Annotated in this window: 42 protein-coding genes; 41 read left to right on the forward strand and 1 reads right to left on the reverse strand. The window is 58.0% G+C overall.

From position 1 onward, the window contains the following. Positions 1–153: 153 nt before the first annotated feature. Entirely contained in the window at positions 154–1,149 is a 996-nt protein-coding gene (locus WMO66_RS02935) for a 3'-5' exonuclease (RefSeq protein WP_349134916.1), read from the reverse strand. A 256-nt stretch (positions 1,150–1,405) separates the two neighbouring features. Here WMO66_RS02935 and WMO66_RS02940 point away from each other — a divergent pair, with 256 nt between their 5' ends. The 41 genes from WMO66_RS02940 (at position 1,406) to gdhA (ending at position 25,883) form a co-directional block, all read left to right on the forward strand. Next, on the forward strand, positions 1,406–2,149 hold the full coding sequence (locus WMO66_RS02940) for an N-acetylmuramoyl-L-alanine amidase (protein WP_349134917.1): 744 nt from the start codon (positions 1,406–1,408) through the stop codon (positions 2,147–2,149). 154 nt (positions 2,150–2,303) lie between these two features. Beyond that, entirely contained in the window at positions 2,304–4,079 is a 1,776-nt protein-coding gene (locus WMO66_RS02945; RefSeq protein ID WP_349134918.1) for an oleate hydratase, read from the forward strand. 164 nt (positions 4,080–4,243) lie between these two features. Beyond that, positions 4,244–4,750 (forward strand): CarD family transcriptional regulator, encoded by a 507-nt coding sequence (locus WMO66_RS02950; RefSeq protein ID WP_349134919.1) that lies wholly within the window; start codon positions 4,244–4,246, stop codon positions 4,748–4,750. Between the two features lie 39 nt (positions 4,751–4,789). After that, a complete protein-coding gene (locus tag WMO66_RS02955; protein WP_349134920.1) occupies positions 4,790–5,161 on the forward strand; it encodes a RidA family protein in 372 nt (123 codons plus the stop codon). A 161-nt stretch (positions 5,162–5,322) separates the two neighbouring features. Then, positions 5,323–5,733, forward strand: a complete 411-nt coding sequence (locus WMO66_RS02960; protein WP_349134921.1) for a hypothetical protein — start codon at positions 5,323–5,325, stop codon at positions 5,731–5,733. 22 nt (positions 5,734–5,755) lie between these two features. Then, entirely contained in the window at positions 5,756–6,109 is a 354-nt protein-coding gene (locus tag WMO66_RS02965) for a hypothetical protein (protein WP_349134922.1), read from the forward strand. 434 nt (positions 6,110–6,543) lie between these two features. Then, positions 6,544–6,852, forward strand: a complete 309-nt coding sequence (gene rpsJ / locus WMO66_RS02970; protein WP_349134923.1) for a 30S ribosomal protein S10 — start codon at positions 6,544–6,546, stop codon at positions 6,850–6,852. 119 nt (positions 6,853–6,971) lie between these two features. After that, the gene (gene rplC / locus WMO66_RS02975; protein ID WP_349134924.1) at positions 6,972–7,691 is read left to right on the forward strand and encodes a 50S ribosomal protein L3; all 720 of its coding nucleotides are present in this window, start codon (positions 6,972–6,974) and stop codon (positions 7,689–7,691) included. A gap of 19 nt (positions 7,692–7,710) precedes the next feature. Then, entirely contained in the window at positions 7,711–8,334 is a 624-nt protein-coding gene (gene rplD / locus WMO66_RS02980; protein ID WP_349134925.1) for a 50S ribosomal protein L4, read from the forward strand. Continuing rightward, complete coding sequence (rplW, locus tag WMO66_RS02985; protein ID WP_349134926.1) at positions 8,331–8,627, forward strand: 50S ribosomal protein L23; 297 nt, start codon at positions 8,331–8,333, stop codon at positions 8,625–8,627. Before rplD ends, rplW begins: the two co-directional genes overlap by 4 nt. Positions 8,628–8,655: 28 nt before the next feature. After that, positions 8,656–9,492 (forward strand): 50S ribosomal protein L2, encoded by an 837-nt coding sequence (gene rplB / locus WMO66_RS02990; RefSeq protein ID WP_349134927.1) that lies wholly within the window; start codon positions 8,656–8,658, stop codon positions 9,490–9,492. Positions 9,493–9,506: 14 nt separating this feature from the next. Next, on the forward strand, positions 9,507–9,785 hold the full coding sequence (gene rpsS, locus WMO66_RS02995) for a 30S ribosomal protein S19 (protein ID WP_349134928.1): 279 nt from the start codon (positions 9,507–9,509) through the stop codon (positions 9,783–9,785). Positions 9,786–9,797: 12 nt separating this feature from the next. After that, the gene (gene rplV / locus WMO66_RS03000) at positions 9,798–10,133 is read left to right on the forward strand and encodes a 50S ribosomal protein L22 (RefSeq protein WP_349134929.1); all 336 of its coding nucleotides are present in this window, start codon (positions 9,798–9,800) and stop codon (positions 10,131–10,133) included. A 10-nt stretch (positions 10,134–10,143) separates the two neighbouring features. After that, positions 10,144–10,926, forward strand: coding sequence for a 30S ribosomal protein S3 (gene rpsC, locus WMO66_RS03005; protein ID WP_349134930.1), 783 nt, complete (start codon positions 10,144–10,146; stop codon positions 10,924–10,926). Then, the gene (rplP, locus tag WMO66_RS03010) at positions 10,926–11,360 is read left to right on the forward strand and encodes a 50S ribosomal protein L16 (RefSeq protein ID WP_349134931.1); all 435 of its coding nucleotides are present in this window, start codon (positions 10,926–10,928) and stop codon (positions 11,358–11,360) included. Before rpsC ends, rplP begins: the two co-directional genes overlap by 1 nt. 2 nt (positions 11,361–11,362) lie before the next feature. Beyond that, positions 11,363–11,557: a 50S ribosomal protein L29 gene (rpmC, locus tag WMO66_RS03015; RefSeq protein ID WP_349134956.1), complete on the forward strand. Its 195-nt coding sequence runs from the start codon at positions 11,363–11,365 to the stop codon at positions 11,555–11,557. A gap of 14 nt (positions 11,558–11,571) precedes the next feature. Continuing rightward, entirely contained in the window at positions 11,572–11,835 is a 264-nt protein-coding gene (gene rpsQ, locus WMO66_RS03020) for a 30S ribosomal protein S17 (protein ID WP_349134932.1), read from the forward strand. A gap of 15 nt (positions 11,836–11,850) precedes the next feature. Further along, positions 11,851–12,219, forward strand: coding sequence for a 50S ribosomal protein L14 (gene rplN, locus WMO66_RS03025; protein WP_349134933.1), 369 nt, complete (start codon positions 11,851–11,853; stop codon positions 12,217–12,219). A gap of 15 nt (positions 12,220–12,234) precedes the next feature. Next, complete coding sequence (rplX, locus tag WMO66_RS03030; RefSeq protein WP_349134934.1) at positions 12,235–12,540, forward strand: 50S ribosomal protein L24; 306 nt, start codon at positions 12,235–12,237, stop codon at positions 12,538–12,540. A 17-nt stretch (positions 12,541–12,557) separates the two neighbouring features. Then, the gene (gene rplE / locus WMO66_RS03035; protein ID WP_349134935.1) at positions 12,558–13,097 is read left to right on the forward strand and encodes a 50S ribosomal protein L5; all 540 of its coding nucleotides are present in this window, start codon (positions 12,558–12,560) and stop codon (positions 13,095–13,097) included. 17 nt (positions 13,098–13,114) lie between these two features. Then, entirely contained in the window at positions 13,115–13,300 is a 186-nt protein-coding gene (locus tag WMO66_RS03040) for a type Z 30S ribosomal protein S14 (RefSeq protein WP_349134936.1), read from the forward strand. Between the two features lie 164 nt (positions 13,301–13,464). After that, the gene (gene rpsH, locus WMO66_RS03045) at positions 13,465–13,863 is read left to right on the forward strand and encodes a 30S ribosomal protein S8 (RefSeq protein ID WP_349134937.1); all 399 of its coding nucleotides are present in this window, start codon (positions 13,465–13,467) and stop codon (positions 13,861–13,863) included. Positions 13,864–13,875: 12 nt separating this feature from the next. Further along, positions 13,876–14,421 carry a 50S ribosomal protein L6 gene (rplF, locus tag WMO66_RS03050; protein WP_349134938.1) on the forward strand — a complete coding sequence of 182 codons (546 nt, stop codon included), beginning with the start codon at positions 13,876–13,878 and terminating at the stop codon, positions 14,419–14,421. A gap of 16 nt (positions 14,422–14,437) precedes the next feature. Next, positions 14,438–14,797: a 50S ribosomal protein L18 gene (rplR, locus tag WMO66_RS03055; RefSeq protein WP_349134939.1), complete on the forward strand. Its 360-nt coding sequence runs from the start codon at positions 14,438–14,440 to the stop codon at positions 14,795–14,797. Positions 14,798–14,812: 15 nt separating this feature from the next. Then, positions 14,813–15,325, forward strand: a complete 513-nt coding sequence (gene rpsE, locus WMO66_RS03060; protein WP_349134940.1) for a 30S ribosomal protein S5 — start codon at positions 14,813–14,815, stop codon at positions 15,323–15,325. Positions 15,326–15,338: 13 nt separating this feature from the next. Then, a complete protein-coding gene (rpmD, locus tag WMO66_RS03065) occupies positions 15,339–15,521 on the forward strand; it encodes a 50S ribosomal protein L30 (RefSeq protein ID WP_349134941.1) in 183 nt (60 codons plus the stop codon). Between the two features lie 13 nt (positions 15,522–15,534). Next, positions 15,535–15,975, forward strand: coding sequence for a 50S ribosomal protein L15 (gene rplO / locus WMO66_RS03070; protein WP_349134942.1), 441 nt, complete (start codon positions 15,535–15,537; stop codon positions 15,973–15,975). After that, positions 15,976–17,277, forward strand: a complete 1,302-nt coding sequence (gene secY, locus WMO66_RS03075) for a preprotein translocase subunit SecY (RefSeq protein ID WP_349134943.1) — start codon at positions 15,976–15,978, stop codon at positions 17,275–17,277. Between the two features lie 13 nt (positions 17,278–17,290). Further along, the gene (locus tag WMO66_RS03080; protein ID WP_349134944.1) at positions 17,291–17,929 is read left to right on the forward strand and encodes an adenylate kinase; all 639 of its coding nucleotides are present in this window, start codon (positions 17,291–17,293) and stop codon (positions 17,927–17,929) included. Further along, positions 17,926–18,681 (forward strand): type I methionyl aminopeptidase, encoded by a 756-nt coding sequence (gene map, locus WMO66_RS03085; protein ID WP_349134945.1) that lies wholly within the window; start codon positions 17,926–17,928, stop codon positions 18,679–18,681. The genes WMO66_RS03080 and map overlap by 4 nt, the downstream gene beginning before the upstream one ends. Positions 18,682–18,683: 2 nt before the next feature. Next, positions 18,684–18,995: a KOW domain-containing RNA-binding protein gene (locus WMO66_RS03090; RefSeq protein ID WP_349134946.1), complete on the forward strand. Its 312-nt coding sequence runs from the start codon at positions 18,684–18,686 to the stop codon at positions 18,993–18,995. Next, complete coding sequence (gene infA / locus WMO66_RS03095) at positions 18,977–19,195, forward strand: translation initiation factor IF-1 (RefSeq protein WP_349134947.1); 219 nt, start codon at positions 18,977–18,979, stop codon at positions 19,193–19,195. Before WMO66_RS03090 ends, infA begins: the two co-directional genes overlap by 19 nt. A gap of 36 nt (positions 19,196–19,231) precedes the next feature. Further along, positions 19,232–19,345, forward strand: coding sequence for a 50S ribosomal protein L36 (gene rpmJ / locus WMO66_RS03100; protein ID WP_021886689.1), 114 nt, complete (start codon positions 19,232–19,234; stop codon positions 19,343–19,345). Between the two features lie 20 nt (positions 19,346–19,365). Then, on the forward strand, positions 19,366–19,734 hold the full coding sequence (gene rpsM, locus WMO66_RS03105) for a 30S ribosomal protein S13 (protein WP_349134948.1): 369 nt from the start codon (positions 19,366–19,368) through the stop codon (positions 19,732–19,734). Positions 19,735–19,749: 15 nt separating this feature from the next. Next, on the forward strand, positions 19,750–20,148 hold the full coding sequence (gene rpsK / locus WMO66_RS03110) for a 30S ribosomal protein S11 (protein ID WP_349134949.1): 399 nt from the start codon (positions 19,750–19,752) through the stop codon (positions 20,146–20,148). A gap of 23 nt (positions 20,149–20,171) precedes the next feature. Then, positions 20,172–20,768: a 30S ribosomal protein S4 gene (rpsD, locus tag WMO66_RS03115; RefSeq protein WP_349134950.1), complete on the forward strand. Its 597-nt coding sequence runs from the start codon at positions 20,172–20,174 to the stop codon at positions 20,766–20,768. Between the two features lie 81 nt (positions 20,769–20,849). After that, positions 20,850–21,812: a DNA-directed RNA polymerase subunit alpha gene (locus WMO66_RS03120; RefSeq protein WP_349134951.1), complete on the forward strand. Its 963-nt coding sequence runs from the start codon at positions 20,850–20,852 to the stop codon at positions 21,810–21,812. A gap of 53 nt (positions 21,813–21,865) precedes the next feature. Next, entirely contained in the window at positions 21,866–22,207 is a 342-nt protein-coding gene (gene rplQ / locus WMO66_RS03125; RefSeq protein WP_349134952.1) for a 50S ribosomal protein L17, read from the forward strand. Between the two features lie 257 nt (positions 22,208–22,464). Then, positions 22,465–23,547 (forward strand): 3-phosphoserine/phosphohydroxythreonine transaminase, encoded by a 1,083-nt coding sequence (gene serC / locus WMO66_RS03130; RefSeq protein ID WP_349134953.1) that lies wholly within the window; start codon positions 22,465–22,467, stop codon positions 23,545–23,547. Between the two features lie 27 nt (positions 23,548–23,574). Next, the gene (locus tag WMO66_RS03135) at positions 23,575–24,477 is read left to right on the forward strand and encodes a D-2-hydroxyacid dehydrogenase (protein ID WP_349134954.1); all 903 of its coding nucleotides are present in this window, start codon (positions 23,575–23,577) and stop codon (positions 24,475–24,477) included. A 53-nt stretch (positions 24,478–24,530) separates the two neighbouring features. Continuing rightward, entirely contained in the window at positions 24,531–25,883 is a 1,353-nt protein-coding gene (gene gdhA / locus WMO66_RS03140; RefSeq protein ID WP_349134955.1) for an NADP-specific glutamate dehydrogenase, read from the forward strand. The last annotated feature ends 131 nt before the right edge of the window (positions 25,884–26,014 follow it).

A 26,014-nucleotide genomic window follows, 5' to 3' on the forward strand; every position in this document is an offset into this window, starting at 1 on the left:
CGTGTACGTCGGAGAAAATACCGCTCGGCTCGCAAACGTGCGAAGGGCGTGCCCTTCGTGCGCTGCAGCGAGCCGCAACCCCTTTCAAACGAGAGCCCAGTGAAACGGGTCTCGTTTGAGAGCTTGTCAAAAATACTTTTTGACAAGCTCTTGTTATTTCGTTTCCTGCTTGCCGCTTTCGGCGGCGGAGGAGCGGCGGGCGGAGCGTCTGCGCCTGCGGCGGCGTGCGGCAGACGGACGCGCGGCCAGTGTGTCATATTTCTGCGCGGCCTCGCTGTTGCCCTCATAGACAAGACGGCTGGCGCGCTGCGTGCCGCCGGGCTCGTCGCTGATGCGGATGCGGACCAGATAGCGCCCGTGCTCCGGGCACTCGGCCATCGCCATATAGCGGTGGCCCTGCTGCGAGATCCAGCGGCCGTTGCGCATGCTCTTGCCGCATTTCGGACAGTGGTTCTCGCGGCTTGTCATGGCTTCTATGGCGGCCTCACGGGTCGCGTAGCCATGGAAGACAGAACGGCTGATGCAGCCTGCGGGCGGATCGCCGTGGAAGCCGTCCGCATGGCTCTGCAGGGCCTGCTTATATTCTGCAATGCCGCGCGGCAGGTCCAGACGGCTGCAGATGATGGCCGTGTGGTAGGCATCACCGAGCGCGTCGTGCGCCGGGCGCGACGGCTCGATGCCGAGCAGCTCCATGGCGGTCGAGAGGGCCTTCTGAGTGTTGCCGCAGCCGGTCTGCGCATTGAAGATCATCTGCGCATTGTACCACTGCGTGATCCAGTCCGGCTCGCCGTCGTGCAGCAGGATATTGTCCTCCAGCACCGTGATGTCGTCAAAGCCCCACGTCAGGAAGATGCAGGGGCCGCCGATCCAGTCACGGAAGCGCTCGAGCGCCTCGGGGAAGGAAAGACCCTCCTCGCGCAGGCGGGCGTCGCGCAGTCCTGTGAGCTTGGAGACGCGGCTGTTGAGCTTTTTATAGTATTTGGGGCGCACCAACACCTGAAATTCATCGGCGATCTTGCCGGTCTCGAGCAGGCGCACTGCGCCGATCTGAATGATCTCCCCGTGGATCTGCACCGGCAGCACCTTCTGCGCCGCATAGGAGCCGGGCCACGGCTGATTCCACTCCATGTCCAGAACGATATACTGCATGGATATTCCTCCGCCTTCTGATTCACAATCAACTTAAATCATATCATACTTTTCTCAGCACCGCAACAACACTTTTTGCGCTGCGGCATAGAATGGAAAAAAAGAAGAAAGCCAAAGCAGACTGTCAGAAAACCTGCCCGGACGAACGTTTCGGAGGAGCGGCAAAATTGCAAAATCAAACTACAAAATTTTGCTTTGAAATTTTTTGGCGGAAAAGTCTGAGAGGTTTTTGACAAGAGGAAAAGGAGAACTGTTTATGCCGTTTTTATTTCTGAGTCCCTCCACACAGGCGGGCAATCCCTATGTGACGGAGGGAAATGAGCGCCTGTGGATGAACCGCATCGCCGACCGGATGGAGCCGTATCTGCGCGCCTCCGGCATCAACGTCACCCGCAACGACCCGGAAGGGACGGTCGGCACGTCTATCCGCGCCTCGAACGCCGGAAACTATGATTTCCATCTTGCCCTGCACAGCAACGCCGCGCCGCCGCAGTCGGCCGGGACCGTGCGCGGCATCGACCTCTATTATTATCCCGGCAGCACGGACGGCCTGCGGATGGCTAATATCCTGGCGGATAATCTGCGCGAGATCTATCCGCTGCCGCAGAGAGTGCGGCCGCTGGCCTCGACGTCCATCACGGAGATCCGCCGCGTGCGTGCCCCGTCCGTGCTGGCGGAGCTGGGCTATCATGACAACCGCGCCGATGCCGAATGGATCGAAAATAACCTCGAGGCCATTGCGCGCAGTCTGGCCCTGTCCGTGACGGAGTATTTCGGCGTGCCGTTCCTTTCGCCGCGGCCGGAGCGGGAGGGCGTCGTGTCCGTGAACAGTGGGAATCTTCTGCTGCGCGGCGCTCCGGCCACGACTGCCCGCATTCTCGCGCGCATGCCGAACGGTGCGCCGGTGCGTATCCTCAATTCCTATGACGACTGGTCCGTCGTGGATTATGACGGCCTGCTCGGCTGGGCGAAAAGCGAGTATCTGCGGCCGCTTCCGTGACATTGCGACAAAAAGCCCGCCGTGCCCAAAAATAAGACAGCTTTTCCGCTGTGCCTGAAATTGCGGCACGGCGGAATTTCTGTCTATTGTGCGGAAAAGACGGGCATCTTATAATAAGGCTACAAATTCGATAGAAACTACGGAGGAACTGAGCATGTATTATTCCAGTGGTAATTATGAAGCGTTTGCCCGCCCGCAAAAGCCGCAGGGCGTTGACGAAAAATCCGCATATCTCATCGGCTCCGGCCTTGCCGCTCTGGCGGCTGCCTGCTATCTTGTCCGAGATGGTCAGATGGCCGGTGAGCGGATCCATATTCTGGAGAAGGACCCGATCCCCGGTGGCGCGTGCGACGGCTATCAGTATACCGACATCGGCTATGTCATGCGCGGCGGCCGCGAGATGGACAACCATTTCGAGTGCATGTGGGACCTGTTCCGCTCCATCCCGTCCATTGAGACGGAGGGCGTGAGCGTGCTGGATGAGTATTACTGGCTCAACAAGGCCGATCCGAACTACTCGCTCTGCCGCGCCACGGAGAAGCAGGGCCAGGATGCCCATACCGACAAGAAGTTCGGCCTGTCCGACAAGGCCGCAATGGAGATCATGAAGCTGTTCTTCACGCCGGATGAGGAGCTCTACAACAAGCGCATCGACGAGATATTCGACCACGAGGTGCTCGATTCGAACTTCTGGCTCTACTGGCGCACGATGTTCGCCTTTGAAAACTGGCACTCCGCGCTGGAGATGAAGCTGTATCTTAAGCGCTTCATCCATCATGTCGGCGGCCTGCCCGATTTTACGGCTCTGCGCTTCACGCGCTACAATCAGTACGAGTCCATGATCCTGCCGATGGTGCATTATCTGCAGGAGCACGGTGTGGACTTCCAATACAACACGAAGGTCGTCAATGTGGAGTTTGACATCCGGAACGGCCGCAAGGCGGCACGCCGCATCGTTCTGCAGCGCGAGGGCAGGGAGGATGCCATCGACCTGACGGACAATGACCTTGTTTTCATCACGAACGGCGGCTGCGTCGAGAACTCCGCTTACGGCAGCCAGAATGAGCCCGCGGCCTTCAACAAGACCATCCGCGAGGGCGGCGGCTGGGATATGTGGCGCAAGATCGCAGCGCAGGATCCGTCGTTTGGCCATCCGGATAAGTTCTGCAGCGATCCGGAGCAGTCGAACTGGATGAGCGCGACCGTTACGACGCTCGACCGCAGGATCGTGCCGTATATTGAAAAGATCTGCAAGCGCGACCCGTTCTCCGGCAAGGTCGTTACGGGCGGCATCGTCACGGCCCGCGATTCCGGCTGGCTTCTCAGCTGGACGATCAATCGCCAGCCGCAGTTCCGCAATCAGCCGAAGGACCAGCTCGTCATCTGGGTCTACGGGCTGTTCTCGGACAAGCCGGGCGACTTCGTTAAGAAGACCATGCGCGAATGCACCGGCAAGGAGATCTGCATGGAGTGGCTGTATCACCTTGGCGTGCCGGTCGCTGAGATCGCGGATCTCGCAGAGCATAGCGCAAAGACCGTCCCTGTTATGATGCCGTATATCACCGCGTTTTTCATGCCGCGTGAAAAGGGCGACCGCCCGAACGTCGTTCCGGACGGAGCCGTGAACTTCGCCTTCCTCGGTCAGTTTGCCGAGACGGCCCGCGATACGATCTTCACGACGGAGTATTCCATCCGCACCGGTATGGAGGCCGTCTACAGTCTGCTCGACATCGACCGCGGTGTGCCGGAGGTCTGGGGCAGCACCTATGACGTGCGCGACCTCGTGAACGCCAGTGTTGCCCTGCGCGACGGCCGCAAGATCACGGACATGGACCTTGGCGTAGTCGAAAAGCTGGCTCTGAAGGAGCTGCTGAAGAAGGTCCGCGGCACGGATGTTGAGAAGCTGCTCGTCGAGCACGGCGCGATCTGAGCCGGAATACAATAATATATAGGAAGCAATTCAGCGCCGCCCGGCCTTCCGGGCGGCGCTTTTATGTGAAAAACAAAGAAAATTCGCAAATGCCCCCTGACATTTTTGCGCAAAATGTGGTATGATATCCATAGAATGGCAGAAAACAGGAAGGAGTGAGCGAAATGCTGGAGCCTGGTCAGACCATACTGTACGGAACGGAGGGGATCTGCACGATCGAGGCGATCGAAACGCTGCGGATCGGGGGAAAGCGCAGCAAATACTACGTTCTGCGCCCGGTGTATCGCACGCGCGCGACGATCTATGTCCCGACGGACAACGAGCTGCTGTGCAGCCGGATGCGGCCCGTTCTGTCCGAGCCGGAGATCGAGAGCCTGCTTCAGTCCGCAGCGGGCGAAAGCATCTCCTGGATCGATGACCCGAACGAGCGCAAGCAGGTGTTTGCCCAGATCCTGTCCGGCGGTGACCGCAGGCGGGTCCTGCACCTGATCCGGATGCTCTATGTACGCCGCCGCGAGCTGCAGAAAAACGGCAAGCATCTGCGCATTGCCGACGAGCAGACCCTGCGCGACGCGGAAAAGCTCCTGAACGACGAGTTTGCCCATGTTCTGCACATCCCGCAGCAGGACGTCCCGGATTACATCCGCAGCCGGATGGAGCGGGAGGCCTGAGGCGGCGCGACCCACAACGAATCAACAGGAGGAATCATCATGGAAAAAGTCTACACGGAAAAGGCACCTGCGGCCATCGGCCCGTATTCTCAGGCAATGAAGGCAGGCGGCCTGCTGTTCACGTCCGGCCAGATCCCCATTGATCCCGCGACGGGCGCCGTGGCGGGGGAGGACATTACGGCGCAGACCGAGCAGGTCATGCAGAATCTCGGCGCAGTTCTCGAGGCGGCCGGAACGTCGTTCCAGCGGACGGTCAAGACGCTCTGCTTCCTGCAGACGATGGACGACTTCGCTGCGTTCAACGAGGTCTATGCCCGCTATTTCACGGAGAAGCCCGCACGCAGCTGCGTCGCCGTGCGCACGCTCCCGAAGGGCGTCCTCGTCGAGGTCGAGGCGATCGCGGAGCTGTAAGACACGGCTAAGAGAGGGGACAGATCATGTATTGCAGATCATGCGGCTGTAAATTGGAGCCGGAAGCACGTTTCTGCCGCAGCTGTGGGGCGCCGGCCCCGGAGCCGCAACCGGTTCAGCCGGTTGTGCAGATTCTGACACCAGACCAGCCGGCCGAACAGATGGCACGGAAACCTTCCGGCGGATGGGGAAAATTCTTCTTCGGTCTGCTTGCCGGTGTGTTGTGCTGTGCGATCGCAGCCGGCGTATTTGCGCTGTGCCGGAAGGGCGGCGCGGAGACCAAATTGGAGGGCAGCGGCTTCGACTCTCCGGAGGCGGCTATGCAGGCCTATCTCGACGGGCTGCTCAACGGAGATGCAGAGAAAGCGATCTCCAGCTTTGCCATTGAGACCTTTACTGCGCATTTCGATTGGAAGACCTATGCCGAGCGACGCAGTATGTATCTGCCGAATTCCTACAGCCCGGACTGGTTCGGTGCGGAGCAGGTGAATCTCGCCGTTCGTTTCCGTGATGCAGCGGGAGCGCTCTATACGCAGTATCGCCTGATCGCTTTGGCGGACACCCCCCTATGACATGCAGGATGGAATTGACGCTGTGCACTTCGATTCAGCGAATGATCTGGAAAACTTCACCCGCGAGTTTGCGGACGATGACATCCGGTCAAACATGCACGTCGAGGAAATTATGTGCGCCGAGGAGTATCCGGATGCGGATTTCCAGGAACGTTACGCGAGCGAGGCAAATACCAAAAACCGCGAGGGACTTCGGAAAGAGTGCGGCGCGGATGAGCTGTGCACGGTGTTTGCGTCCGTAAGCTTCGACGGGGAACAGTATTGGTTCGCCATGGAGACGGCCTGCTATGACGGCGTCTGGTATAACCTCTCTCTGAACGGGAATGGCGGTGCACTGCTTGGATTTCCGGCATACGGTATCGGCATCGTCGAGTAGATCAACAGAAATCGGGGCGGCTGCAGGTCTCTGCAGCCGCTTTTTATGTCCTCTTGCAGGGAAATCTTGAAAATCTCCGTTTTTCACAAAAAAATCTGAAAAAATTATGAAAAAAAACCGAAAAAAGGCTTGACATTCACGGCTGCGTGGATTACTATATAGGGGCGCGCGTTGAGGGATGCTCTGCGCACGCACTGCGATGATGCGGGAGATTGCGCCGATGGCGGTAACTTCCGCGGAGTATGTCCGGTCATCGGGCGGCTGAGGCACTTTGTGTGCGTGGCGTATATCGCCGCACATGAGGCACGGCCGGCGAACGTCGGCCTTTTTTCATGGCTGCGGAGTGATACGCACGGTTAAGCGTACAGCAAAAGCGCTTCGACCGTACCCAGCAAACCAGAGAACTGAGTACGTTTCAAGGAGGAAACAACAACATGGCAAACGAAATGATCAGAATTCGCCTGAAGGCCTATGATCATCAGCTCATCGACTCCACTGCGGAGAAGATCGTCGAGTCGGCAAAGCGCAACGGCGCGACCGTCTCCGGCCCGATCCCCCTTCCCACGAAGAAGGAAGTCGTCACCATCCTTCGCGCTGTTCACAAGTATAAGGATTCCCGTGAGCAGTTCGAGCGCAGAACCCATAAGAGACTGATCGATATCCTCAATCCGAATGCGAAGTGCATCGAAGCTCTGCAGGGCCTCGACCTTCCGGCCGGCGTTGAGATTGAGATAAAGCTGTAATCCCGCTCCGGGATACAGCGAGCCCCGACCGCCCGAGGCGGTCCCGGGTCATGTTGGCAGACCAATGGCTGCCCAATGGTCAAGTCTTCCAACCAATAACCTAAAAAGGAGTAAACAACATGCAGAAAGCAATCATCGGCAAGAAAGTGGGCATGACCCAGATCTTCGATGAGAACGGCCATGTGATCCCTGTTACGGTCATCGAAGCAGGCCCGTGCGTCGTCGCTCAGAAGAAGACGATCGAGAATGACGGCTATGTTTCCGTGCAGCTGGCTTACGGCGAGGTCGCCGAGAAGAAGCTCAGCAAGCCGGAGCTGGGTCATCTCAAGAAGGCTGGCATCTCTGCCAGAAAGCACCTGAAGGAATTCAAGCTTGACAATGCTGCTGAGCTCGAGGTCGGCGCCGAGATCAAGGTCGACACCTTTGCTGCTGGCGATCACGTCGACGTGACCGGCATCTCCAAGGGCCACGGCTATCAGGGCGTCATCAAGAGATGGAACGCACAGCGCACCCCGACGACCCACGGCGGCGGCCCGGTCCACCGTCATGCAGGTTCCATGGGCTCCTCCTCCGATCCTTCCCGTATCTTCAAGGGTAAGATCGGCGCAGGCCAGATGGGCGTTGAGCAGGTCACCGTGCAGAACCTCGACGTCGTCAAGGTCGACGCGGACCTGAACATGCTCGTCATCCGCGGCGCGATCCCCGGCCCGAAGGGCGGCCTTGTGTACGTCAAGAGCACTGTCAAGAAGATCAAGGAGACGCACGGCGATGCTGGCGTCAGCAAGAACCCGCAGAAGGCTTCCGCTCGTAACCCGCAGAAGGCTTCCGCGAGAGGCTAAGGAAAGGAGCTAAATCACCATGCTTAAGACCAATGTTTACGACATGAACGGCAAGCAGGTCGGCGAGGTTGAGCTTTCCGAGGCCGTGTTCGGCATCGAGCCCAACGAGTCCGTCGTCCACGACGTCGTCAAGAATCATCTGGCCAACTGCCGTCAGGGCACGCAGTCCGCACTGACCCGTGCTGAGGTCTCTGGCGGCGGCAAGAAGCCCTGGAAGCAGAAGGGCACCGGCCACGCCCGTCAGGGCAGCACCCGCGCCCCGCAGTGGACGCACGGCGGCATCGTCTTTGCCCCGAAGCCCCGCGATTACAGCTACACGCTCAACAAGAAGGTCCGCCGTCTGGCTCTGAAGTCCGTTCTGAGCGCCAAGGCTCAGTCCGCTGACATCGTCGTCATCGACGAGATCAAGATGGACGAGATCAAGACCAAGAAGTTCGCCGGTTTCCTGAGCGCAGTCAACGCCGACTGCAAGGCTCTGGTCGTGACCGCGGAGGCCAACGAGAACGTCGTCCTCTCCGCCCGCAACCTGCCCGGCGTCCAGACCACCTTTGCCAACCTCGTCAATGTGTACGACGTCCTCAATGCGAAGAAGCTCGTGCTCGACAAGGCTGCGCTTGCGAAGATTGAGGAGGTGTTCGCATGAAGACCGCATACGATATCATCATTCGCCCGGTCATCACCGAGCAGTCCATGGAAGCCACTGAACTGAAGAAGTACGTCTTCCTGGTCGCCGAGAGCGCCAACAAGACCGAAATCAAGAAGGCTGTTTCCGAGATCTTCGGTGTGAAGGTCGAGAAGGTCACCACCATCCGCATGGATGGCAAGCTGAAGCGCCAGGGCAGATATCCTGCCGGCCGTACCGCCAGCTACAAGAAGGCTGTCGTCAAGCTGACCGCCGATTCCAAGACCATCGAGTTCTTCGAGGGTATGGTCTAATCCATCTCATAAAGGAGTGTAACGCAAAATGGCGATTAAAACGTATAAGCCTTATACCCCGGCCCGCCGCGGCATGACCGTGTCCGCTTTCGACGGCGTCGATAAGAAGGCAAAGCCCGAGCGTAGCCTGCTTGAGACCCTGAAGAAGAATTCCGGTCGCAACAGCTACGGCAGAATCACCGTCCGCCATCGCGGCGGCGGCAACAAGCGCAAGTACCGCGTGATCGACTTCCGTCGCGATAAGCTGGATATGCCCGCTGTCGTGCAGCGCCTGGAGTACGATCCGAACCGCAGCGCGTTCATCGCGCTGGTCAAGTACGAGGACGGCGAGCTGCGCTATGTGCTCGCACCGGTCGGCCTGAAGGCCGGCGACACCATCCTCGCCTCCGCCGCTGCGGATATCAAGCCGGGCAACTGCCTGCCGCTTGCCAACATCCCCGTCGGCACCATCATCCACAACATCGAGCTGCAGCCCGGCTACGGCGCTCAGCTTGTCCGCTCCGCCGGCGTCGCTGCACAGCTGCTGGCGAAGGAAGGCGAGCTCGCTCAGGTTCGCCTGCCCTCCGGTGAGGTCCGCTACGTCCGCATGAACTGCACGGCGTGCATCGGCCAGGTCGGCAACATCGACCACGGCAACGTGCACATCGGCAAGGCCGGCCGCAAGCGTCACATGGGCATCCGCCCGACCGTTCGCGGCTCCGTCATGAACCCGAACGATCACCCGCACGGCGGCGGCGAAGGCCGCGCACCTGTTGGCCGTCCCGGCCCCGTCACTCCGTGGGGCAAGCCTGCTATGGGCCTGAAGACCCGCAAGGCGAAGAACCCGACCAACAAGTTCATCATCAAGCGCCGCAACGGTAAGTAAGGAGGAAATGAAACATGAGCAGAAGTATTAAGAAAGGCCCGTTTGTTGCTCCTGAACTCTACAAGCGCGTGGAAGAGCTTAACAAAACCGGTGAGAAGAAAGTTCTGAAGACCTGGTCGAGATCCTCTACCATCTTCCCCTCCTTCGTCGGTCATACGATTGCTGTCCATGACGGCCGCAAGCACGTTCCCGTCTATGTGACAGAAGACATGGTTGGTCATAAGCTGGGCGAGTTCGTTCCCACGAGAACGTTCCGCGGTCATTCCGGCTCCAAGACCTCCAATTCTAAGTAAGGAGGAGAAAACATGGAAGCGAAAGCTCATCTGAAATACCTGCGTATTTCCCCGCGCAAGGTCTCGATCCTGTGCGACATCATCCGCGGCAAGGATGCCAAGACTGCCTGCGTCTATCTGATGCAGACGCCCAAGGCTGCTTCCGAGCCGATGCTCAAGCTCCTCAAGAGTGCGATCGCCAATGCTGAGAATAACAACGGCATGGACGTCGACAAGCTGGTCGTTACCACTGCTGTCGCGAACCCCGGCCCGATCCTCAAGCGCGGCAGAGCCACTGCCAGAGGCAGATACAGCCGCATTCTCAAGAGAACCACGCATATCACCATCGGTGTGAGCGAGAAGGCTTAAGGAGGTTACTATGGGACAGAAAGTTAATCCCCACGGATTGCGCGTTGGCGTGATCAAGGACTGGGACTCTCGTTGGTATGCCCGTAACGACAAGGTCGGCGACCTTCTCGTTGAGGACTACAACATCCGTAAGGATCTCAAGAAGAGACTCTATTCCGCCGGCATTGCGAAGATCGAGATCGAGCGCAGCAATGCCCGCGTTAAGATCAACCTGCACTGCTCCCGTCCGGGCGTCGTTATCGGCAAGGGCGGCCAGGAGATCGAAAAGCTCCGTCTGGAGCTCGAGCAGAAGCTCGGCAAGGCCGTTTCTCTGAACATCGTCGAGATCCGCAGCCCGGACCTCAACGCCCAGCTCGTGGCTGAGAACATCGCCGCGCAGCTCGAGAAGCGCATTTCCTTCCGCCGTGCCATGAAGCAGGCGATGCAGCGTGCGACCCGTCTGGGCGCAAAGGGCATCAAGTGCGCCTGCGGCGGCCGTCTGGGCGGCGCCGAGATCGCCCGCAGCGAGTCCTATCATGAGGGCACCATCCCCCTGCAGACTCTGCGCGCGGACATCGACTACGGCTTCGCTGAGGCCAACACCACTTACGGCAAGATCGGCTGCAAGGTCTGGATCTACAAGGGCGAAGTCCTGAACTCCACTCTCCGTCAGACCGCTCCCGAGGCTCCGCGCCGTGAGCGCCGCAACAATGACCGTCGCCGCGATGATCGCCGTGGCGGTGACCGCCGCGGTTCCGGCAGACCCTATGGGGATCGCCGCCGCGATGATCGCAGGGAAGGAGGCAACCGCTGATGTTAATGCCCAAGAGAACAAAGTTCCGCAAGGTTCAGCGCGGCCGTATGAAGGCCGCTGCCTCCCGCGGCAATAAGGTTTCCTACGGTGAGTTCGGCATCCAGGCCATGGAGCCCGGCTGGATCACCGGCAACCAGATCGAGGCGGCCCGTATCGCCATGACCCGTTACACCAAGCGTAGCGGCCAGGTCTGGATCAAGATTTTCCCCGACAAGCCTGTTTCCAAGAAGGCGCTCGGCGTCCGTATGGGCTCCGGTAAGGGCGCTCCGGAATACTGGGTTGCAGTCGTCAAGGCGCAGAAGGTCATGTTCGAGATCGGCGGCGTGTCCGAGGAAGATGCCCGCGAGGCTCTCCGTCTGGCACAGCACAAGCTGCCCATCAAGACCAAGATCATCGCCCGTGAAGATGCAGTATCTGAGAATGGTGGTGAATAATGATGAAGGCAAAAGAACTGAGAGCGATGTCCGTCGCTGATCTGGAGGCGAAGGCTGCCGATCTGAAGAAGGATCTGTTCTTCCTGCGGATGCAGCACGCGACCAACCAGCTCGATAACCCCGTCAAAATCGCTGCTGTCAAGAAAGACATTGCCCGCATCAAGACTATTATTCGTGAGAAAGAGACCGCAATCTGAGGAGGTAAGCAATTATGAGTGAAACTACAAGAGCTTTCCGCAAAACCAGAGTTGGTCAGGTCGTCTCCGATAAGATGGACAAGACCATCGTGGTTGCAATTGAGGACAGCGTACAGCACAAGCTGTATAAGAAGATCGTGAAGAGAACCTACAAGCTGAAGGCGCACGACGAGAACAACGAGTGCGGCGTCGGCGATACCGTGAAGGTGATGGAGTGCCGCCCCCTGTCCAAGGACAAGAGATGGCGTCTCGTTGAAATCATCAAGAAGGCTGAGTAAGGAGGTCGACAACTTATGATCCAGCAGGAATCTTATCTGAAGGTTGCCGACAACACCGGCGCAAAGGAGATCAAGTGCATCCGTGTGCTTGGCGGCTCCAAGCGTAAGTTCGGCAACATCGGCGACGTCATCGTCGCTTCCGTCCGTAAGGCTACCCCGGGCGGCACCGTGAAGAAGGGCGAAGTCGTTCGCGCTGTCATCGTGCGTACCTGCAAGGGCGTTCGCCGCGCCGACGGCACCTATGTCCGTTTCGACGAGAACGCTGCCGTCCTGATCAAGGACGACAAGAATCCCCGCGGCACCCGTATTTTTGGGCCGGTCGCCAGAGAGCTTCGTGACAAGGAATACATGAAGATCCTCTCCCTGGCCCCGGAAGTCATTTAATGGGGGGACCAGTCAATGAACATTAAGAAGAACGATACCGTCATTGTCCTTTCCGGCAAGTCCAAGGGCAAGAAGGGCAAGGTGCTCACCGCCATGCCCAAGGAGAACAAGCTGCTCGTCGAGGGCGTCAACGTGGCTACCTGCCATGTCAAGGCCCGCAAGCAGAACGAGACCAGCGGCATCATCAAGCGTGAGATCCCCATTCGTGCGGATAAGGTCCAGCTCTACTGCAGCACCTGCAAGAAGGGCGTTCGCGTCGGCTTCAAGCTCGACGGCGACAAGAAGGTCCGCGTCTGCAAGAAGTGCGGCAAGGAAATCTGAGGAGGAGGGACGAGATTATGGCTAGACTGAAAGTGAAGTATACCGAAGAAATCGCTCCCGCTCTCATGAAGAAGTTCCAGTATAAGAGCGTCATGCAGATCCCCCAGATCGCGAAGGTCATTGTGAACGTCGGCTGCGGCGAGAGCAAGAACAACGCGAAGGAGATCGAGGCTATCTGCAAGGATATCGCCACCATCACCGGCCAGAAGCCCATTACGACGAAGGCTCGCAAGTCCGTCGCAAACTTCAAGGTCCGTGAGGGCGAGACCGTCGGCGTGAAGGTCACGCTGCGCGGCGACAAGATGTGGGAATTCCTCGACCGCCTGTTCAACGTGGCTCTGCCCCGTGTCCGCGACTTCCGCGGCATCAACCCCAATGCTTTTGACGGCCGCGGCAACTATGCCATGGGCCTGAAGGAGCAGCTCATCTTCCCCGAAATCGAGTATGACAAGGTCGACAAGATCCGCGGCATGGACATCTGCATCTGCACCACCGCGACGACCGATGAGGAAGCCAAGGAACTGCTGACCATGGTCGGCGCTCCGTTCCACGCTTAATTGGGAGGAAGAACACAATGGCTAGAAAAGCAATGATCCTGAAGCAGCAGGCTGGAAACAAGTTCTCCACCCGCCGCTACAACCGCTGCAAGATCTGCGGCAGACCCCATGCCTACCTCCGCGACTACGGCGTTTGCCGTATCTGCTTCCGCGAGCTCGCCTACAAGGGCGAGATCCCCGGCGTCAAGAAGGCAAGCTGGTAACTTTTCATTCCCGCGCGTGTGCGCGAATACGCATCTTTGCGTGATTCAAATGGAAAACAGGCATCAGAAGTCAGGGGAACATGGAGCCGCTTGCGGCTCACATTCCTCTGATACTCTGACGTCTTAACGGGTTCAGCCCGTAACTTCTAAAGGAGGTCAATCACATGCAAATCACCGATCCCGTTGCAGATATGCTCACCCGAATCCGGAATGCGAACTCTGCAAAGCACGAAACTGTGGATGTCCCCGCTTCCAACCTCAAGAAGGACATTGCCAAGATCCTGCTCGACGAGGGCTATATCAAGGCATACTCCGTTGAGGAGGACGGCAAGCAGGGCGTGATCCACATCACCCTGAAGTACCTGGGCAACAAGGAGAAGGTCATTTCCGGTCTTCGCCGCGTCTCCAAGCCGGGCCTGCGTATCTACGCCGGCGCTGCGGAGCTGCCGAAGGTTCTCAAGGGCCTTGGCATCGCCATCATTTCCACTTCCAAGGGCGTCATGACCGATAAGGCTGCTCGCGCAGCACATATCGGCGGCGAAGTCCTTGCGTTCGTCTGGTAAGGAGGTAACATTATGTCCAGAATCGGCAAAATGCCTATCACTGTACCGGCAGGCGTTGAAGTGACCATCGCGGACGGCAATCTCGTCACCGTCAAGGGCCCGAAGGGTACTCTGACCAGCAAATTCCATCATGATATGATCATCAAGCAGGAGGGCGCTGTTCTGACCGTCTCCCGCCCGGATGAGGAGCACGAGCACAAGAGCCTGCATGGCCTGACCCGCACGCTGCTGCACAACATGATCGTCGGCGTCGAGAAGGGTTACACGAAGGAGCTTGAGGTCAATGGTGTCGGCTACCGTGCACAGAAGCAGGGCAAGCAGCTCATCATGAACCTTGGCTACTCCCATCCTGTTGTTGTCGATGAGATCGACGGCATCACCATCGACGTTCCTGCCCAGAACAAGATCGTCATCAGCGGCATCGACAAGCAGAAGGTCGGCCAGTTCGCTGCTGAGGTCCGCGGCAAGAGACCGCCTGAGCCTTACAAGGGCAAGGGCATCAAGTATACGACCGAGGTTCTTCGCCATAAGGAAGGCAAGACCGGCGGTAAGAAATAACAGGAGGTGTGCGTAAATGATTAAGAAGACCGATAAGAAGGCCATGCGCCTGAAGCGCCATGTTCGCGTTCGCGGCAAGATCTCCGGCACACCGTGCAGACCCCGCCTGAATGTTTTCAGAAGCAACGCCAACATCTATGCGCAGATCATTGATGATGTCAATGGAGCCACTCTGGTTTCCGCTTCTACCGTGGAGAAGGAGTTTGAGGGTGCGACCGGCAACTGCGAAGCTGCCAAGCAGGTCGGCCTGCTCCTCGCCGAGCGTGCGAAGGCCAAGGAGATCGAGGAAGTCGTTTTTGACCGCGGCGGCTATGTCTACCACGGTCGTGTAGCGGCACTCGCCGAAGGCGCGCGCGAGGGCGGCCTCAAATTCTAAGAGGAGGAACGAGAAATGGCTTATAACAGAGCGTCCGAAAAGGACAATGCTCCCGAGATGATTGAGCGCGTCGTCTACCTGAACCGTGTTTCCAAGACGGTCAAGGGCGGCCGCGTTATGAAGTTCTCCGCTCTCGTCGTCGTCGGCGACGGCAAGGGCACCGTGGGCTATGGCCTGGGCAAGGCAGCCGAGGTTTCCGAGGCGATCCTGAAGGGCATTGCCAACGCGAAGAAGAACCTGCAGAAGGTCGTTCTCGCGGAGACCACGATCCCCCACGAAGTCATCGGCATCTTTGGCGCCGGTAAGGTCCTGCTGAAGCCGGCTCCTGTCGGTACCGGCGTTCTGGCCGGCGGCGCTGTCCGTGCTGTTATGGAAGCTGCCGGTATCAGCAACATTCGCGCCAAGTGCCTGCGCTCCAACAACCCGCAGAACGTTGTCAAGGCAACGATGCAGGGCCTGCTGAGCCTGCGTGGACCGGAAGAGGTCGCTCGCATCCGCGGCAAGAGCGTCGAAGAAATCGTTGGTTAAGGAGGATACGGACATGGCACAGTTAAAGATCAAGCTGGTCAAGAGCATCAGCGGTCGTATCCAGAAGCACATTGCGACGGCTGAGTCCCTCGGCCTGCGCAAGATCGGCCAGGAGACCATCCAGCCCGATAACGAACAGACCCGCGGCAAGATCGCCAAGATCGGCTATCTTCTCGAGGTCACCGAAGTAGAATAAGGAGGAGACAAGAATGGAGTTACATGAACTTGCTCCCATCGCGGGTTCTACCCAGGTTGGCAAGCGCAAGGGTCGCGGCACCGGCACCGGCAACGGCAAGACGGCTGGTCGCGGTCACAAGGGTCAGAAGGCCCGTTCCGGCGGTAAGATCCGTGTCGGCTTCGAAGGCGGCCAGATGCCTCTGGCAAGACGCATCCCGAAGCGTGGTTTCAATAACATCTTTGCAAAGCCGCTGACGGCCGTGAACCTCGGCCAGCTCAACGTCTTTGAGGACGGTGCAGTGGTCGACGCCGCTGCCCTGACGGAGAAGGGCATCATCCGTGACTGCAAGTACGGCCTGAAGGTCCTCTCCAATGGCAATCTCACTAAGAAGCTCACTGTGAAAGCAGCAGCGTTTTCCGGATCTGCCAAAACGAAAATCGAAGAGGCAGGTGGAAAGGCTGAGGTGGTGTAAGTGCTTACTACCATCCGCAATGCCTGGAAGATCCCTGAGCTGCGCAGAAAGCTCCTCTTCACGCTCGTGATCATCCTTCTGTATCGCATCGGCAACGTCATTCCCGTTCCCGGTGTCAACGTGCAGCAGATGTCCCTGATGTTCAGCCAGCAGCTGAGCAACACCATCTTCGGCCTGTTCGATATGATGTCCGGCTCTGCCTTCTCGCAGGCCACCATCTTCGCACTGTCGATCCAGCCGTATATCAACGCGTCCATCATCATTCAGCTTCTTACCATCGCCATTCCTGCTCTCGAGCGCCTGAGCAAAGAGGGCGGCGAAGAGGGTAAGAAGAAGCTTACGAAGATCACGCGCTACACGACGGTTGGCCTGGGCGTCCTGATGGGCTTTGCCTATTATATCATGCTCAGCAACTACAACAGCCAGTACAGCAACATGCTCCTTACGAGCACTGGCTTCCTGACTGCTCTCGTCATCATCCTGACCTTCACGGCCGGCTCCACGCTGGTCATGTGGCTGGGTGATCAGATCTCCGAGCACGGCATCGGCAACGGCATCTCCATGATCCTGTTTGCCAACATCATCGCGCGCATCCCGTCCGGCATCATCACGCCGATCTTCAACAACCTGAAGTCCAACTTCGGCGGCTTCTGGTACTGGGCGCTGCTGCTGATCGTCGCCATGCTTGCGATCATTGTCTTCATCGTTTTCGTTTCCCAGGCTGAGCGCCGCATCCCGGTCCAGTACGCCAAGCGCGTTGTCGGCCGTAAGGTCTATGGTGGCCAGAACACGCACCTGCCCATCAAGGTCAACATGTCCGGCGTTATGCCTATCATCTTCGCACAGTCCATCGCGAGCCTGCCCGCCACGATCTGCGCATTCGGCGGCTGGACGAGCAACTGGGCTTACAAGCATATGTTCACGAGCACCAGTGTGATCTATACGGTCATCTATCTGATCCTGATCGTGGGCTTCAGCTACTTCTATGCGACCATTCAGTACAACCCTGTTGAGGTGGCCAACAACCTGAAGAAGAACGGCGGCTTCATTCCCGGCTTCCGTCCGGGCCGTCCGACCGCTGACTTCATCCGCAAGGTCATCAACAAGGTTACCCTCTTCGGCGCGATCTATCTCGGCATCATCGCGGTCCTGCCGGTTCTTCTCGGCACGATCATGAGCAACACGAGATTCTCCTTTGGCGGCACGTCCATCATCATCGTGGTCAGCGTTGCTCTGGAGACCGTCGCAGCCATCGAGGCGCAGATGCTGATGCGCAACTACTCCGGCTTCCTTGAGAAATAACAGGAGGCTGGACATGAGACTGATCCTGCTGGGGGCTCCCGGCGCGGGGAAGGGCACGCAGGCAGAGATCCTGTCGAAGCGGCTCGGGATCCCGACTATTTCCACCGGGAACATCCTCCGAGAAGCAATCCGGAATCGCACGGAGACCGGTCTCAAAGCGAAGGCATTCATGGACCAGGGCAATCTGGTTCCGGACGAGGTCATCATCGGCATCGTCCGGGACCGCCTGGCCGAGCCGGATTGTGCAAACGGGTATATCCTCGACGGTATGCCCCGCACGATCCCGCAGGCCGAGGCCCTTGTGAATGCCGGCATTGAGATCGACTGTGTGATCTCCATTGAAATTGACGACGCTGTGATCGAGCAGCGGATGACCGGCCGCCGCGTCTGCGGCAGCTGCGGCTCCAGCTACCATGTCACGGCGAATCCGCCCAAAATTGAGGGCATCTGTAATGCGTGCGGCTCCGAGCTGGTCACGCGGCCGGATGACGTGCCGGAAACGGTGCGCAGCCGTCTGGCCGTTTACCACAAGGAGACCGAGGCGCTCAAGGGCTTCTATGAAAAGCTCGGCAAGCTCCGGCTTATCGAGGGAAATCAGCCCATCGAGGATGCTACTCGTGATATTCTGGCGGCATTGGGTGTATCAAAATGATCCCTATTAAAAATGAACGTGAGATCGCAGTGATGCGCAGGGCCTGTAAAATTACCGCGGCAGCCCGTGCTCTGGCAGGGGAAATGGTAAGACCCGGCGTGACCACAAAAGCGATCGACAAAGCTGTCCACGATTTCATCGTGTCACAAGGTGCAACACCGTCCTTCTTGCACTACTCCGGCTACCCCGCGAGCGTCTGTATTTCCGTGAACAATACCGTCATTCACGGCATTCCGGACGGCCGCGTGCTGCAGGAGGGTGACATTGTCTCCGTCGATGTCGGAGCCAAATGGCAGGGATTCCATGGGGACTGCGCCGCAACCTATGCCTGCGGGAAGATCTCTCCCGAAGCGCAGAGGCTTATTGATGTCACGAAGCAGAGCTTTTTCGAGGGCGTGAAATTCGCGCGCCAGGGATGCCGGATCTCGGATATCGGGCATGCCGTGCAGACCTATGCCGAATCGTTCGGCTGCGGAGTCGTCCGCGACTTCGTCGGCCACGGTGTCGGTGAGCATCTGCACGAGGAGCCTGAGGTCCCGAACTATGGCAAGCCCGGCAGAGGCCCCAGACTGATCCGCGGTATGGTGATCGCCATCGAGCCGATGATCAACGCCGGTACCTTTGAGGTGCGGGTGCTGAAGGACGGCTGGACGACCGTCACCGCCGACGGAAGCCTGTCGGCCCACTACGAAAATACTGTGCTCATTACCGACGGCGAGCCGGAAATTCTCACCGTCGCCGAGGGACTCTAAGCATGGAACTATCCAAATCGGATGTGGTGCTCTCCCTTGCCGGTCGTGATCAGGGAATGCTGTTCTTTGTGGTTGACACAGACGGTGTGTACGTTTCTCTGGTCAACGGGAAGGAGAGGAAGCTGGAAAACCCCAAGCGGAAGAAGGCCAAACATGTCCGCAAAGTCCTTCGGCCAGATTCGACCGTCGCAGCGAAGCTCATCGCAGGCGACAAACTGCTCAACAGCGAATTACGAAGGGAACTGGCCGTACTCGGCCGGGAATTCAACGTTTCAACCAAGGAGGGTTCAGAAACTTGGCAAAAGACGACGTAATCGAACTTGAGGGCATCGTGACTGATGCACTGCCGAATGCAATGTTCAAAGTCAATATTGGCGGCGGGCATACGATTCTGGCACACATTTCCGGCAAGCTCAGAATGAACTATATCAAGATCTTGCCCGGTGACAAGGTAACTGTTCAGATGTCTCCGTATGATCTGACTCAGGGTCGGATCACCTGGAGAAGCAAGTAAACAAGAGACATTGTTCTCATATGGAGGTTAAACAGTATGAAGGTTAGACCGTCCGTGAAGCCCATGTGCGAAAAATGTAAGATTATCAAGCGCAAGGGTCGCGTCATGGTAATTTGCGAAAATCCCAAGCATAAGCAGAGACAAGGTTAATAGGAGGTGCTCGAGAGTATATGGCACGTATTGCTGGTATTGACCTGCCCCGCGAAAAGAGAGTCGAGATCGCTCTGACTTATATTTTCGGTATTGGCAGAAAAAGCGCGAACGACATTCTGAAGCTGGCCAATGTGAACCCTGACACCCGTGTGAAGGATCTCACCGAGGATCAGGAGGCTGCGCTGCGTGATGTCATCGATAAGAACTACACCATCGAGGGCGACCTCCGCCGTGAAGTTGCTCTGAACATCAAGCGCCTGACGGAAATTGGCTGCTACCGCGGCATGCGCCACAGAAGAGGCCTGCCGGTCAGAGGTCAGCGCACCAAGACCAACGCGCGCACCCGCAAGGGCCCGAAGAAGACCATTGCGAATAAGAAGAAGTAAGGAGGGAACTGAATAATGGCTAAGGCTACTGCAAAGAAAGTTGTCAAGCGCCGCCGCGAGCGCAAAAATGTTGAGAAGGGCGCCGTTCATATTCGTTCCTCCTTCAACAACACCATGGTGACCATCACCGATCTGCAGGGCAACGCCCTTTCCTGGGCCTCCTCCGGCGGACTCGGCTTCCGTGGCTCCCGTAAGTCCACGCCCTATGCCGCACAGATGTGCGCCGAGACTGCCGCCAAGGCAGCCATGGAGCATGGCCTGAAGACCGTTGAGGTCTACGTCAAGGGCCCGGGCCAAGGTCGTGAGGCTGCCATCCGCGCACTGCAGTCCGCGGGTCTGGAAGTTGTCATGATCAAGGACGTCACCCCCATTCCCCACAATGGCTGCCGTCCGCCCAAGAGACGTCGCGTCTAATTCGTTAAGGAGGAAATCATAGAATGGCGAAAAATACTCAGCCCGTTCTGAAGCGTTGCAGAACGCTTGGCGTTTCTCCTGCCGTCATGGGTTATTCCAAGACTTCCAATAAGAATCCCGGCGGTCAGAGAAGAGCTAAGAAGTCCGAATATGCTCTGCAGCTCACCGAGAAGCAGAAGGTCAAGTTTGTTTACGGCATCCTGGAGAAGCAGTTCCGGATGTATTATGAGAAGGCTGCCCGCGCTGAGGGCAACACCGGTGAGGTCCTTCTGAGCCTTATCGAGCGCCGCCTCGATAACGTGATTTATCGCCTTGGCTTTGCCGCGACCCGCCGTGAGGCCCGTCAGCTCGTGAACCATGGCCACTACACCGTTAACGGCAAGCGCGTCAACATCCCGTCCTATCTTGTGAAGACGGGCGACGTCATCGCTGTCAGCGAGAAGAGCTGCTCCAACAACCGCTTCAAGAAGCTGAAGGAAGACGACGCTTTCGTCGCCGCTCCGAAGTGGCTTGACCGCGACAAGAACACGCTGACCGGCAAGGTCCTTGCGCTTCCGGCCAGAGATGATATCGACTTCGAAATCGCCGAGCATCTCATCGTCGAGCTGTACTCCAAGTAACGCTGCACCCTCGTTTATTGGTAAGCTGGATTACGCCGCAAAACCTGTGTTTTGCAGATTCATAAGGAGGGTATCTGTTATATGGTAGAAATTGACAAGCCGCGTATTGAGTGCATCGACTCTCCGGAAGATCCCGCCCATGGCATTTTTATCGTGGAACCGCTCGAGCGGGGCTACGGTACGACTCTGGGCAACTCACTGAGAAGGATTCTGCTTTCCTCTCTGCCTGGTACCGCTGCGACCTCCATCAAGATCGCGGGCGTCCAGCATGAGTTTTCCACAATCCCCGGTGTGAAGGAGGATGTCACTGAGATCGTCCTGAACATCAAGCGTATCATCTTTAAGATGAACTGTGACGGCGTGAAGACGGTTTATATTGATGCCTCCGGCGAGTGCGAAGTCACGGCCGGCGACATCAAGACCGACGACGATGTGGAGATCCTGAATAAGGACCTGCACATCTGCTCGCTCGGACCCGATGCCATGCTGAACATGGAGATCACCATGAGCCGCGGCCGCGGCTATGTTCCGGCTGACCGGAACAAGACGCCGCAGACGCCCATTGGTGTGATCCCTGTCGACTCGCTGTATTCCCCGGTGTATAAGGTCAATTATACGGTCGAGAATACGCGTGTTGGCAACATGACCGATTTCGACAAGCTGACGCTGGAGGTCTGGACGGATTCCACTACGACGGCCAAGGACGCCGTGTCCATCGCCGCCAAGATCCTGACGGAGCATCTGGCCCTGTTCACCGATCTCTCCGAGACGGTCGCCAGCCAGTCGATCGTTCGTGAAAAGGATGTTTCCACCGAGCCGACCGCTCTGAAGCTCACCATCGAAGAGCTTGACCTGTCCGTCCGCAGCTTCAACTGCCTGAAGCGTGCCAACATCAACACCGTCCGCGATCTGATCTCCAGAACGCCGGAAGAGATGATGAAGGTCCGCAACATGGGCAAGAAGTCGCTCGACGAGGTGCAGAACAAGCTGGCCATGATGGGCCTGTCGCTCGCGACGGAGGAAACGCCTACCACAAATAGCTAAGGAATCGGCCCGACCGATCCGCTGTCTTTACCTTTTAAAAGGAGGAAATACGAATGTTTGGAACCCGTAAGCTCGGCAGAACGAGCGATCAGCGCAAGGCGATGCTCCGCCAGCTGACCACCGATCTGCTGGAGAACGGCAAGCTCGAGACGACCTTCTGCCGTGCGAAGGAAGTCCAGCCGGTCGCGGAGAAGATGATCACCCTTGGTAAGAAGGGCGACCTCGCCGCCTACCGTCAGGCTCTGGCCTTCATCACGAAGGAAGATGTCGCGCACAAGGTCTTCAAGGAACTCGCTCCCAAGTATGCCGACCGCAATGGCGGCTACACGAGAGTGACCCGCATCGGCGTTCGCCGCGGTGACGCTGCCGAGATGGCCATCATCGAGCTGGTGTAAGAGAATACCGGTCTACCGCTGCAGAATGCAAGACATCCTGCAGCGGTTTTTCTATGTCCGCGTTTCGGCGATTAACGCTACGTCGTTGTGCACAGTTTTTCACAAGACACATTGTATAAACTGCTGATTTTGGTGAAAACCTGAAAAAAATTGGTATTCCGAACATAAATTTTTGATAATTATGGTTGATTATTTTCATTCCATGGCGTATACTTAGGACAGCCGGGCACGCCCGAGCAATGACAGGAGGTACCACGATGTACAACCGTACTTATAATTTCTCCGCCGGTCCCGCGACCATGCCTGTTCCGGTGTTGGAAGAGATCCGCGACGAGCTGCTGAACTACCGCGGCGCCGGTATGGGCGTTATGGAGATGTCGCACCGTTCGAAGGTTTTCCAGACCATCATCGACGAGGCTGAGCAGGATCTGCGTGATCTGATGGGGATCCCCGATAACTATAAGGTTCTCTTCATTCAGGGCGGCGCAACGCTGCAGTTTGCCATGATCCCGATGAATCTGATGAAGAATGGCAAGGCGATCTATATCGAAACCGGCGCATGGTCCAAGAAGGCCATTGCCGAGGCGAAGAAATACGGCGAGGTCAATGTCGCCGCTTCCTCCAAGGACCGCAACTATGCTTACATTCCCGACTGCTCCGATCTGCCGGTCGAAGAGGATACGGATTATGTCTATATCTGCGAGAACGAGACTATCCACGGCACGACGTGGCAGAAGCTGCCGGACACGAAGGGCAAGCCCCTGGTCTCCGACCAGTCCTCCATGTTCCTGTCCAAGCCGTGCAACGTCTCGGATTACGGCATGATCTATGCCGGTGTGCAGAAAAACGTCGGCCCTGCCGGTATGGTCATCGCCATCATCCGCGAGGATCTGATCCGCGAGGACCTCGATCCCAAGACGCCAATCTACATGATGTACAAGACCCATGCGGACGCGGGCTCCATGTATAACACGCCGAACTGCTGGGCCATCTATGTCTGCGGCAAGGTCTTCAAGTACCTCAAGAGCCTCGGCGGCCTGACTGCCATGCAGCGCATCAATGAGGAGAAGGCAAAGGTCATGTATGACTTCCTGGATTCCTCAAAGATGTTCCGCGGCGCTGTCGATCCTGAGTTCCGCAGCCTGATGAACATCCCGTTCGTCACCGGCGATAAGGACCTCGATGCTGAGGTCGTTGCCTACACCAAGGCAGCCGGATTTGAGAACCTCAAGGGCCATAAGTCCGTCGGCGGCCTGCGTGCCTCAACCTACAACGCCATGCCGAAGGAAGGCGTGGAGGCCCTCGTGGAATGCCTGAAGAAATTTGAAGCCGAGCACTGATCGGCCGCTTTGAAAGGAGAACCTGCCATGCGTATTCTCGTTACTGATGGAATGGATAAGACCGCGCTGGAGACCCTGCGCGCGAAGGGCCACGAAGTGGTCGAGCAGTTCTACGCGCCCGAGGAGCTGGGCGAGGCCATCCGCGACTTTGACGTCGTGGTCGTCCGCTCTGCCACCAAGGTGCGCGCCAATCACATCGATGCTGCGAAGGGCTCCCGCCTGAAGCTCATCATCCGCGGCGGCGTCGGCGTCGACAACATCGACGTGGCCTATGCCGAGGCAAACGGCATCGCCGTGAAGAATACCCCGCGTGCCTCCTCCAACTCCGTTGCGGAGCTGGCGCTGGCCCATATGCTCTCCTGTGCACGCTTTGTGTCCATCGCCGGTCACACCATGCGCGAGGGCAAGTGGGAGAAGAAGGCCTATGGCAAGGGCGTCGAGCTGGGCGGCAAGACCCTTGGCGTCATCGGCTACGGCCGCATCGGTCAGGCGCTGGGCCGCATGGCGCAGGGCCTCGGCATGAATGTCGTTGCCTATGATATCTTCCATGTGGAGGGTATCGAGTGCGAGACCATGCACTATGTCACGATGGACGAACTGCTGGCGCAGTCCGACTTCATCTCGCTGCACACGCCCGCCATCGACGGCAAGCCCCTCATCAACCGCGAGAACATCGCCAAGATGAAGGACGGCGTCATCTTTGTCAACACGTCCCGCGGCAACAATGTCGACGAGGAAGCTCTGCTGGAAGGCCTGAATTCCGGTAAGATCCGCGGCGCGGGCCTGGATGTCTATGCGGAGGAGCCTGCGAAGAACGAGGCCCTGCTGAACCATCCGAACGTCTCCTGCACGCCGCACATCGGCGCTGCCACGAAGGAAGCGCAGAAGCGCATCGGCCAGGAGATCGTCTCCATCATCGAAAGTATGTGACCCCCGGGCAGGAAGCCCGCTAAATTAAAATATTTAAGGGAGTATGAATGCACATGAATGCCTATGTTGAGCGCGTCATCGAATCTGTTCGCCAGAAGCACGGCAATGAGCCCGAATTTGTTCAGACCGTTGAGGAAGTGCTCTCCTCGCTTTCCCCTGTGATCGATAAGCATCCCGAGTATGAGAAGGCTGACCTGCTGGGCCGCATCGTCGAGCCGGAGCGTATGTTCACCTTCCGCGTGGTCTGGATGGACGACAATGGCGCATATCACACCAACATCGGCTATCGCTGCCAGTTCAACGGCGCGATCGGTCCGTACAAGGGCGGCCTGCGCTTCCAGAAGAACGTTTATCCCGGCATCATCAAGTTCCTCGGCTTTGAGCAGATCTTCAAGAACTCCCTGACCGGCCTGCCCATCGGCGGCGGCAAGGGCGGTTCTGACTTTGACCCGGCCGGCAAGTCCGACGCGGAGATCATGCGCTTCTGCCAGAGCTTCATGACGGCTCTGTACCGCTACATCGGGCCGGACATCGACGTTCCCGCCGGTGATATGGGCGTTGGCGGCCGCGAGATCGGCTACCTGTTCGGCCAGTATCGCCGCCTGAAGGGCACGTTCGAGAACGGTGTCCTCACCGGCAAGGGCTTCAGCTACGGCGGCAGCCTGACCCGTCCGGAGGCGACCGGCTACGGCGCCATGTATTATCTGCAGGAAGTCCTCAAGCACGAGGGCGAAGAGATCCAGGGCAAGACCATCGCCTGCGCCGGCTTCGGCAACGTGACGTGGGGCATCTGCAAGAAGGCCCTGCATCTGGGCGCGAAGGTCGTTACTCTGTCCGGTCCTGACGGCTACATCTATGATGAAGAAGGCGTCTCCTCCAGCGAGGAGAAGGTCAACTACCTGCTCGAGATGCGCGCCTCCGGCCGCAACCGCGTGCAGGACTATGCCGACAAGTTCGGTGTCCCGTTCTTCCCCGGCGAGAAGCCGTGGGGCGTCAAGGCCGATGTGATCATGCCGTCTGCCATGCAGAACGACGTCAACATGGAGTCTGCCCAGAAGATCGTCGCCAACGGCGTGAAGTATTACATCGAAGTCGCCAACATGCCCACGACGAACGACGCCCTGTACTATCTGATGAGCCAGAAGAACATGGTCGTTGCTCCGTCCAAGGCTGTCAACGCAGGCGGCGTCGGCGTCTCTGCTCTGGAAATGAGCCAGAACTCCGAGCGTCTCGTCTGGACGGCGGAAGAGGTCGATGCACAGCTCCATAAGATGATGGTCAACATCCACAAGGTCTCCGCTGAGGCCGCTGAGGAGTATGGCCTGGGCTACAACCTGGTCGCCGGTGCGAACATCGCGGGCTTCCAGAAGGTCGCCAATGCCATGATGGAGCAGGGCATTTTCTAAGTCAACAATACGCAAAAAACGCCGGGGCGCAGCTTGCTGCGCTCCGGCGTTTCCTAAGGAACCTCTGATTAAATTGCAAGAGCGGTCAGCGAGGGATTTTGTTCCAAATTGAGGTTTGGAAATTGCAGGAA

Source organism: Faecousia intestinalis, assembly GCF_040096185.1.
GTDB lineage: Bacteria > Bacillota > Clostridia > Oscillospirales > Oscillospiraceae > JAZOXB01.